The sequence below is a fragment of the Vineibacter terrae genome (assembly GCF_008039615.1).
Taxonomy (GTDB): Bacteria; Pseudomonadota; Alphaproteobacteria; order Reyranellales; family Reyranellaceae; genus Vineibacter; species Vineibacter terrae.
Genome location: NZ_VDUZ01000012.1, coordinates 161,770 through 171,129, shown reverse-complemented (window position 1 = coordinate 171,129; position 9,360 = coordinate 161,770). Strand labels below are relative to the sequence as shown.

General features: G+C 67.1%; 11 protein-coding genes and 1 tRNA gene. 6 read left to right on the top strand and 6 right to left on the bottom strand.

The features are described 5' to 3' along the window. The first annotated feature begins 472 nt into the window (after positions 1–472). A complete protein-coding gene (locus tag FHP25_RS13255; protein WP_178133502.1) occupies positions 473–1,315 on the top strand; it encodes a TorF family putative porin in 843 nt (280 codons plus the stop codon). Between the two features lie 140 nt (positions 1,316–1,455). Here FHP25_RS13255 and folD read toward each other — a convergent pair whose 3' ends face one another. The 6 genes from folD to FHP25_RS13225 all read right to left on the bottom strand — a co-directional run bounded on the left by folD (position 1,456) and on the right by FHP25_RS13225 (position 4,954). Further along, positions 1,456–2,352, bottom strand: a complete 897-nt coding sequence (gene folD, locus FHP25_RS13250) for a bifunctional methylenetetrahydrofolate dehydrogenase/methenyltetrahydrofolate cyclohydrolase FolD (RefSeq protein ID WP_147847403.1) — start codon at positions 2,350–2,352, stop codon at positions 1,456–1,458. Positions 2,353–2,392: 40 nt separating this feature from the next. After that, positions 2,393–2,707: a DUF167 domain-containing protein gene (locus FHP25_RS13245; RefSeq protein ID WP_231712315.1), complete on the bottom strand. Its 315-nt coding sequence runs from the start codon at positions 2,705–2,707 to the stop codon at positions 2,393–2,395. Continuing rightward, the gene (locus FHP25_RS13240) at positions 2,704–3,006 is read right to left on the bottom strand and encodes a YggT family protein (protein WP_147847416.1); all 303 of its coding nucleotides are present in this window, start codon (positions 3,004–3,006) and stop codon (positions 2,704–2,706) included. Before FHP25_RS13240 ends, FHP25_RS13245 begins: the two co-directional genes overlap by 4 nt. A 188-nt stretch (positions 3,007–3,194) precedes the next feature. Continuing rightward, positions 3,195–4,274 carry an FHA domain-containing protein gene (locus FHP25_RS13235; protein ID WP_147847401.1) on the bottom strand — a complete coding sequence of 360 codons (1,080 nt, stop codon included), beginning with the start codon at positions 4,272–4,274 and terminating at the stop codon, positions 3,195–3,197. Then, positions 4,274–4,522 carry a hypothetical protein gene (locus FHP25_RS13230; protein ID WP_178133501.1) on the bottom strand — a complete coding sequence of 83 codons (249 nt, stop codon included), beginning with the start codon at positions 4,520–4,522 and terminating at the stop codon, positions 4,274–4,276. The genes FHP25_RS13235 and FHP25_RS13230 overlap by 1 nt, the downstream gene beginning before the upstream one ends. Before the next feature lie 51 nt (positions 4,523–4,573). Then, on the bottom strand, positions 4,574–4,954 hold the full coding sequence (locus FHP25_RS13225; protein WP_178133500.1) for a RidA family protein: 381 nt from the start codon (positions 4,952–4,954) through the stop codon (positions 4,574–4,576). 153 nt (positions 4,955–5,107) lie between these two features. On the opposite strand from FHP25_RS13225, the gene FHP25_RS13220 reads away from it, so the two are divergent. The 5 genes from FHP25_RS13220 to FHP25_RS13200 all read left to right on the top strand — a co-directional run bounded on the left by FHP25_RS13220 (position 5,108) and on the right by FHP25_RS13200 (position 9,338). Then, positions 5,108–5,183, top strand: a tRNA-Ala gene (locus FHP25_RS13220). 456 nt (positions 5,184–5,639) lie between these two features. After that, complete coding sequence (locus FHP25_RS13215) at positions 5,640–6,461, top strand: IclR family transcriptional regulator (protein ID WP_147847399.1); 822 nt, start codon at positions 5,640–5,642, stop codon at positions 6,459–6,461. Continuing rightward, positions 6,451–7,698, top strand: a complete 1,248-nt coding sequence (locus FHP25_RS13210) for a M24 family metallopeptidase (RefSeq protein WP_178133499.1) — start codon at positions 6,451–6,453, stop codon at positions 7,696–7,698. Before FHP25_RS13215 ends, FHP25_RS13210 begins: the two co-directional genes overlap by 11 nt. 6 nt (positions 7,699–7,704) lie before the next feature. Then, a complete protein-coding gene (locus tag FHP25_RS13205) occupies positions 7,705–8,550 on the top strand; it encodes an ABC transporter permease (RefSeq protein WP_147847397.1) in 846 nt (281 codons plus the stop codon). Further along, a complete protein-coding gene (locus tag FHP25_RS13200; RefSeq protein WP_147847396.1) occupies positions 8,547–9,338 on the top strand; it encodes an ABC transporter permease in 792 nt (263 codons plus the stop codon). The genes FHP25_RS13205 and FHP25_RS13200 overlap by 4 nt, the downstream gene beginning before the upstream one ends. Positions 9,339–9,360: the final 22 nt, after the last annotated feature.

Sequence of the window (9,360 nt, the reverse complement as noted above, 5' to 3'; positions counted from 1 at the left end):
CCACTCTGCCGGGGCACGGATCCTCGCTTGGTGCTCTGGGCACTGGATCAATGGGTGGCTCCCGGCAGGCGGCCCGACCCGGTCACTCTAGACCGGGCCTCTTGCGCTTCAACTGGTACAGGGATCTCCCGCGAATGGCGCACCGTGCGTCCTGCGCAGGAGATCCCTCGCTGCGCTCGGGATGACGGACGTATCAGCGACTAGTGATTCCAGGCACGAGCTCGAAGCGCACCTCGACATGGGTCTTGCCGCGTCAAGACCCACAGCACGCAAATGGCGCTTTATCCGTCACGGCCAGCGCATGACGCGCGCCGTGCGCTTGTTTTTTGAGCGATAGCGGCCCTGCGGACGCCGCTTTTTTCCGCTGGTCGATCCAGCACCCCGTCTTTCCCCGGCTGGTATGGAAACTGCTTGTAAGGCGCCTGTCATCGATCGCGCAGCGGTCGCAAGTCCATGCCTTTGCGAGGGGAAGATGGTGATCAAGCGTTTGTCGGCGGCCCTGATGGCGGTCGCCTTGTGGGGAGGAGCCGCCATCGCGCAGACGACGCCGGCACCTGCGCCGGCCGCGGCGCCGGCGCCGGAACCGCCGAAGCCGGACCCGACCGGCCCGTTCGGCGGCAGCATCACCGGCATCGTGACCTTGACGTCCGACTACCGCTTCCGCGGCATCTCGCAGAGCAAGAACGACCCGGCGATCCAGGGCGGCCTCACCTACGAGGTGCCGCTGCCGTTCATCGGCTTCGCCCCCGTCTCCATCTATGGCGGCTTCTGGGGCAGCAGCATCAACTTCTCGCCCGACGTCGACGAGTCGATCGAGCTCGACATGGTGGCAGGCGTGAAGTTCAAGTTCCTCCAGGAGAAGCTGGTGCTCGACCTGGGCTGGATCGGCTACCGCTATCCCGGCTCGATGAAATCGGCGCACCTCGCCTACGACGAGTTCGGCGGCTCGCTGAGCTACGACTTCGGCTTCGCCACGCTGGCCGGCCAGGTGCGCTACAGCCCCAACTTCGTCGCCCACTCGGGCGATGCCTGGTACAAGCAGGCGATGCTGACCGTGCCGCTGGACTTCATCAAGATCAGCGAGAAGGTGTCGTTCAAGATGTTCGGCGGGATCGGCCACCAGGCGGTCCAGCGCAACGCCCGCTTCGCCAACCCCGACTACTGGGAATGGCAGATCGGCCTGGTCGCCACGATCTACGGCGTCGATTTCGGCGTCACCTATGTCGACACCGACATCTCCAAGCGCCGCTGCAACGGCGGCGGCTTCAACTACTGCGCCCCGCGCGCCATCTTCAGCATCAGCAAGTCGTTCTGATTCTTTTGGACCGCGCGCGTCCACGCGCGCGATCGGCGCGCGGCGCCGACGACCGTCTTTCGCTCTTCGCTTCGCTGCGAGCGAATGCGGGCGTGGACCCTTCGACAAGCTCAGGGCAGGACGCCCGCGGTCCGAAAAAGCTAGATCGCCGCCGGCCCGAGGCCGGCGGCACGGCGTGCGGCCTGCAGGGTATTGTGCAGCAGGCAGGCGATGGTCATCGGACCGATGCCGCCCGGCACGGGTGTGATGGCACGGGCAACGGCGCTGGCAGCCTCGAAATCGACATCGCCGATCAGCCGCTGCTTGCCGTCGGGGCGGTCGACCCGGGTGATGCCGACATCGATCACCGTGGCGCCCGGCTTGACCCAATCGCCCTTCACCATCTGCGCCCGCCCGGTCGCTGCGACCAGGATGTCGGCGCGCCGGCACAGGCCGGGCAGATCGCGCGTGCGCGAATGGGCCAGCGTCACGGTGCAATCCTCGCGCACCAGAAGCTGCGCCATCGGCTTGCCGACCAGCACCGAGCGGCCCACCACCACGGCATCGGCGCCGGCGAGGCTGCCCAGCGAATCCTTCAGCAGCATCAGGCAGCCCAGCGGCGTGCACGCGACAGGAAAATCGAGCGGCCCGCTGCCCGCCTGCACCAGCCTGCCGGCGTTGGTGGCGCTGAGCCCGTCGACGTCCTTCGCCGGGTCGATGGCCGCGATGACATGGGCCGAGTCGATATGCGCCGGCAGCGGCAACTGCACCAGGATGCCGTGCACGGCCGGGTCGGCATTGAGCCGGGCGACCAGCGCCAGCAGATCCGCCTGCGGCGTATTGGCGGGCAGGCGATGGTCGAAGCCGGTCATGCCGGCCTCGGCGACCAGCCTGGTCTTGCTGCGCACATAGACCTGGCTGGCGGGATCGTCACCCACCAGCACGACCGCCAGGCCGGGCGTGATCCCCTTCCCGGCCTTCAGCCCCGCCACGCCTTGCGCCACGCGGGCCCGCAGGCCGGCAGCATATGCCTTGCCGTCGATGATGCTGGCCGTCATCCCGATCCACCCTGCGCCGTTGATCCGGCGCCGACATAGATCATGCGCGCGACGAACGCCATGCCTCGATGATCGCAGCCAGCGTGCCGGGATCGCCCGTGATGCTGACCAGCTTGCGCCGCGCCGTCGCACCCTGGACCACCGCGAACGACGCGGCCGGCAGCTTCCAGGCACGGGCCAGCAGCGCGACCACCGCGGCGTTGGCCTTGCCGTCCTCGGGCGGCGCCGTGACCGACACGGCCAGCGCCTCGCCCTCGATATCGGGCACGACGCCGTCGATGGCGGCCCGGCGCGCCTGCGGCCTCACCTTCAGTCGCAGCCGCAGGCCATCGCCGGCGGCGCGGTAGAAGCTCACCACAGCGAGACGGAGCGGCCGGTCATCAGGGGATAGAGAACGGCGCGCTGCAGGAAGATGATGATCAGGATCAGCACCAGCGGTGACAGGTCGATGCCGCCGAAGCCGGGCAGGAAGCGCCGGATCGGTCGCAGCAGCGGCTCGGTGATGCGCGCCAGGAACTCCCAGATCATGCGAACGAACTGGTTGCGGTAGTTCACGACGTTGAAGGCCAGCAGCCAGCTCATGATCGCCTGCGCGATCAGCAGGTAGACGAAGAACTCCAGCAGGAGGCTGACCACGTAGGCAAGCGACGAAATCACCGGGGCTCTCCAGGGGGATGGGAAACGGTTGCGTGCAGGCATAACCGAGCCCCGGCGGCGCGGCAAGCTGGCGCCCACGGCCGAAGCTCTCACCCCAAACGCAACGAGGAACCCTTTCCGAGCGGCGCGCAGCGCGCCTTTCGGAAAGATCCCTCGCTACACCTTCACCTGGACGGACAGGATCGTCACGACCGCGACAGGGAGAACTCCAGGGCGCCGAAGCGGATCTTCTTGGATTGCGTGACCTCGCGGATGCCGTGGCTCGGCAGGAGCTGGGCACCATCGATCGCGGTGCCGCCGGGCGAGCCGAGATCCTCCAGGCCGAGCCGACCCGTCGCCAGATGCAGGCGGGCATGCGGGTTGCCGATCGAGGCTTCCGGCACGATCAGGTCGCCGCCGCCGCCCTGGCCGCTGACGAGGTAGATCGCCTTGCCTTCCGCCAACGTCAGCACGAACGGGGTTCCACCCGGCCCGGGGGTGGAGAGCGTCCATCCCGACGCGCCCGCGCCTGGAATCGGCGCCGGTGGCGGTGGCGGTGGCGCGACCGATGGCGGCGCGGCTGGCGGCGGCGGCGGTGCCGCCGGCATCGACCGGCCCGCGATCACGGTGGCCTCCGCATCGCCGCCGGACGACGGCGGCGGCTGAGGCGGCATCACCGGCGCGGACATGGACGGCGGCGGTGCGACAGGCGGCTGGCCGTAGGATGGCGGCGGCGCCACCGGCGGCTGGCCGTAGCCCGCGGGCCCGCCCGCCGGCGGCGGATAGCCGGGCGGCTGCTGGCCATAAGGCTGCGGCGGCGGGTAGCCGGGCTGCTGGGGGTAGCCGCCCTGCGGCGGGTAGCCCGGCTGCTGCGGATACCCCGGCGGCGGATAGCCGGGCTGCTGCGGGTAGCCTGCCTGCGGATAGCCGGGCTGCGGCGGATAGCCGCCGGCCGCCGGCGGGTAGCCCGATTGCGGCGGATAGCCGGCCGGCGAGCCGTAGCCGCCCGACACGCCCGGGATGCCGCCCCCGAACGGGACCGTGCCGCCTTCCTTCGGCCAGCGCACGAAGGCAAAGGCGTAGAGCAGGCCGAGCTGGGCAAGCTGGACCAGAAGACCCACGAAGGGGATCAGGCTCAGAATGAAGCCGCCGACGCCGATCGCCAGGGCGTACCAGCCCGGATAGCCGGCCTTCTCGATGATGCGCCAGGTCATCCAGATGCCCAGCGCCATGACGATCAGCGAGATCAGCAGGCCGCCGATCATGCCACCGCTGCCGTAGCCCATCACCGGCCTCCCTGAACCTGGCGCATCAGATCCTGCACCGTCGAGGTGCGGCCCGATTCGCCCGCCGGCCAACGCGAGAAGGCCAGGATCGCCATGACAATGAGCGTGCCAAGCCCGAGGATCAGGTTGAGCAGCGCGAGGTACGGTGAGAACCCGGCCCGCTTCAGGATGAACCAGAAGGGCACGGTCACGATCGCGACACCGATAAGGTAGATCACGAAGGCCAAGGCGCCGAAGCCGGCCATCATACCGCCCATATCTCCCATCCCGACCTCCCTGACATGAGAGCCGCGCGCCGCTCAGAGGGCTGCGACGGCCTCGATCTCGACCCGTGCATCGCGCGGCAGCCGCGCCACCTGCACCGTGCTGCGCGCCGGCGCCGGATCGGGAAAGTAGCCGGCATAGACCCCGTTCATGGCCTGGAAATCGCCCATGTCGGCCAGGAACACGGTGGTCTTCACGATCTTCCCGAGATCGCTGCCCGCGGCCTGCAGGACCGCCTGCAGGTTGCGCAGGACCTGGTGGGTCTGCGCCTCGACCGTATCGCCGGCGAACTGACCGGTCCTGGGGTCGAGCGCGATCTGGCCCGAGCAATAGACCATGCCACCGGACACGATGGCCTGGGAATACGGGCCCAGCGCCGCCGGCGCCGCTTCGGATTGCACTTTCTGCTTGCTCATGGCCACCTCGAACGCGGCGCTGAAACTCGCATGAGCACATACTCCGAGGCAAGCGCCGGCTCGCGCCGGCATGCGTTTTATCGGTCCGGACCACGGTCTACTTCCTTGACTTCCCGTTCCCCTGTCACCATTATCCGCGCCGTTTTCGGGCGGGGGGCTGTAGCTCAGCTGGGAGAGCGCCTCGTTCGCAATGAGGAGGTCAGGGGTTCGATCCCCCTCAGCTCCACCATCCCCGAACGCTGGATTTGCAAGGGCTCAGGCCCCGCGGTCCAGCGGCCCGAAAACGACCGCGGGCCGCGCCCGTGAAACCCCCTGACATCCGCAAACCAACGACCGCCCGGGCCGAACCGCGCGGCCGCTGCCACGCTCCTCGTCTCCGCCCCGATCGGCGAGATCGCGCCGCCGTTTGGTGATTTCTGACCGGGCTGCATGTGTCCGCCGGGTGCTGCATCACTCGCAGCCACGCGGCTAACCCCATAAGGCAGGACTATCTCGGACGGGCGGGAAGCCGATGATCGGATCTTCCTTCGATGCTCCGCAAGCACATCAGCAGATGCGCGATCCGGCGCGAGTTTCGCCTCCACAATTTGCTGTGACTTGGAAAAAAGCGTTGCGATGGCGGTGATCTGTCGCTACCGTTTCGATATCGAGACACTGTCTCACAATACGAGACGATACGGGACGCATGGCGGAGCGGCGTTACAGCGAGGTTCAGTCGGTCGAGCGGGCCGCGCGCGTGCTGCTGGCTTTCGTCAAGGCGGACAGCTGGGGGCCGACCGAGCTTGCGCATCACACCGGGCTGCATAAGAGCGTGGTGCATCGCCTGCTGCTGACGCTGGCAGGGAGTGGCCTTCTTCAGCGCGACGGCGAGAGCGGCCAGTACAGCCTCGGGCTGGTGATGGCGCAGCTCAATCCACGCGGCGGCGCGAACGGCGCGCTCAAGCGCATTGCGCGACCGTTCCTGCAGCGCCTGGCCGCCGCCTGCGGCGAGACCATCGGACTGTGCGTGCTGGAAGACAACCACGGCCTGTGCATCGACTACATCGACAGCCCGCAGGCGATGCGGTTCACGGTCTTCGAAGGCGAACGCTTCCCGCTGAACGCCGGCTGCATCGGCAAGGTGATCCTGGCGTTTCAGCCGGATGCCTTCGTCGAGAGCCTGATCGCGCAGAAGGCGCTCAAGCGCTACACGAAGAACACGATCACCGATCCCGGGAAGCTGCGGGCCGAGCTGCTGAGGATCCGGCGTCTGGGCCACGCCTTCAGCGACTCCGAGATGACACCGCGCTCACGATCGGTCGGCGCGCCGATCCACGGGCCGGATGGCCAGGTCATCGCCGGGCTGACCATTTCAGCGCCCGACTTCCGCATGCCCAACAGCAAGGTCGACGACTTCATCGCCATGGTGCGAGACGAAGCCGAACGGCTCTCGTACGAGCTCGGCTACCCAGGCAATGCGGCCGGCACCACGACAAAGGAAGCCAAGGAGAAACCGGATGCTCTTTAATCAGCAGCGGGCCGATATGGTGATGGCGAAGGCCGGCGTGGCGGCCATCATCGCCACGTCGCCCGAGAACGTGATGTATGCGACCGACTACAACTGCGTCTCGCACTGGATCAACAAGGGCTTCCAGGTCTACTCCATCTACACGCCGGCCCACGAGCCCAAGGCATCGCTGGTCGCGCCCAGCCTGGAGCTGGAGGCGATCGTCGACGGCACGGTCTGGGTCGAGGACGTCTACATCTTCAGCCCTTTCAAGCGCGGCCCGGCGCAGGGCAACGAGATGGACCGGGTGGGCAAGGCGGGCAAGGCGCTGCTGGAGCGTGCGCACACGGTGCGGCGCGCGCTTGACGGCTTGGTCGCTGCCATCGAGGCGCGCGGCCTGCAGAGCAGCCGCATCGCCGTCGACGAGCTCGGCATGTCACCGTTCATCTTCTGGGAGCTGAAGCAGCGCTTCCCGAACGCCGACATCATCGCCGGCAATGCGCTGTGGTGGGAAATCCGGATGGTGAAGACGCCGGATGAAATCGAGCGTCTGCGCCTCGCCTCGCGCATCACCGAGGAAGCGATCAATCACGCCTACCGCCTGGTCAAGCCGGGCGTGAAGGAAAGCGACGTCATCCACGCCTATCATCGCCGCCTGGCGGACCTCAAGGGCAAGCCGACCTTCATGGTGCTGGGCAGCGGCAGCCGCACCTCGTACCCGCATGCGTTGAGCTCGGACAAGACGATCGCCGCAGGCGATATCGTGCGCTACGACATCGGCTGCACCTACGAGCACTACCACTCCGACACGGCGCGGGCCGTCGTCCTGGGCAAGCCCACGGCACAACAGCAGGCCCTGTGGGATGCGCTGTCGCAGGGCGTCGAGGATGCCATCGCGCTGATCCGGCCGGGTGCCGATGTGCGCGACATCTATCGGGCGGCGATGAAGCCCGGCAAGGATCTCGGCCTGGAAGACTTCGACCGCTTCCATTGCGGCCACGGCATCGGCATCAGCGTCTACGACCCGCCGGTCGTGACGCTGGCCGACCCGAGCGAATCGGCTTTCCTGATGCCCCGGGTGGAGGAAGGCCTGGCGCCCGGCATGTCGCTCAATATAGAGGTCGGCTACTACATGCAGGGAGTGCAGGGCTTCCTGTGCGAAGACACCCTGCTTGTCACCGATACCGGCTGCGATCGGCTGACGACGAACAGCAAGGCCCTCGCCTACGACGATTTCATGGCCGGCATCGCAGGCTGACGCAGCATGCGGGCCAAGGTCTCGACGGTTCTGGCCTTCCTGGCCGCGCCGAAGCTGTGGCTGATCATCTTCTTCATCCTGCCGATGATGACGATGGTGCTCTACAGCTTCTGGCGCGTCGCCGACTACCAGATCGTGGCCGACTTCACTCTGCGCAACTACCAGAAAATCGGCGGCAACCTCTACGTCAACGTCTTCCTCTCGACCATCCGGCTGTCACTGTACGTCACCGCGCTGTCGCTGCTTATCGGCTACCCGGTCGCCTATTTCCTGGCCCGCAAGGTGCGCCGCTTCCGGCTTACCCTGCTGCTGCTGGTGATCTTGCCACTGTGGACCAGCTACCTGGTGCGCACCTATGCCTGGATGCTGATCCTGGGCACCCAGGGTGTCGTCAACCAGGCGCTGATGAGCCTGGGGCTGATCGACGCGCCCTTTACCGCGCTGCTGTACTCGGACGTCGCCGTCACCATTGCGCTGGTGCATATCTACATGCCGTACCTGATCCTGCCGCTCTACGCGGTGCTGGAGAAGATCGACCCCAGCGTGCTCGAAGCAGCCTGGGATCTCGGCGGCGGACGGCTACGCACCTTTCTCTCCGTGATCCTGCCGCTGAGCCTGCCCGGGATCGCCAGCGGCTGCCTGTTCGTCTTCATCCCGTCGATGGGCGCCTTCGTGACGCCGGAATTGCTCGGCGGCACGCGCAGCATCATGATCGGCAGCATCATCGCCCAGCAGTTTGGCGTCGCCTACGAATATCCGTTCGGCTCGGCGATGGCCCTGGTGCTGATGGGCCTCATCTTCGCCGCCGCCGCAGCCACCCTGCGCTACGGCAGGCCGCGGGGAACGGCATGACCCGGCGCGATCCGGCCAAGCTGGTGCTGGGCGCCTGGACCGGTGTGGTGCTGCTGTTCCTGTTCGCGCCGCTGGTCATTGTCGCGATCTTCTCCGTCAACGATTCGACGATCAGCCGCTTCCCGATGAGCGGCCTGACCCTGGGCTGGTATCGCAAGCTGTTCGGCAACGCGGCCCTGCACGCCGCGCTGGTCAACAGCCTCATCATCGCATTCGCCACCGTTGTGCTCTCCTGCAGCCTGGGGATCCTGTCGGCCGTCGGCATCCACCGCTACGGCGGCCGCCTGGCCGGCGGCCTGCGTGCCTTCAGCCTCACGCCGATGATGGTGCCGCGCCTGGTGATCGGCATTGCGCTGCTGAGCTTCTACAACCTGCTGCAGGCCGACCTGTCGCTGCTGACGGTGATCGCAGGTCATGTCGTGATGACCCTGCCCTACGTGATCCTGATCACGTCGGCGCGGCTGGTCGGCTTCGACAAGTCTCTGGAAGAAGCGGCATGGGATCTGGGCGCCGGCACCTTCACGATCTTCCGCGAGATCACCGTTCCCTTCCTGAAGCCGGCGATCGTCGCGGCGGCGCTGATGTCGTTCACCCTTTCCTTCGACGAGGTCGTGGTGACGTTCTTCACGACGGGGAACGACAACACGCTGCCGATGATCATCTGGTCGATGCTGCGCTTCGGCATCACGCCGGAAGTCAACGCCATCGCCACCATCACCGTGCTGATCACTGGCCTGTTCGCCGTCGTCGCGGAGTTGTCGCTGCGACAGGCGCAGGCGCGAACGTGAGCCCGGACCCAGGCAAGGAGGC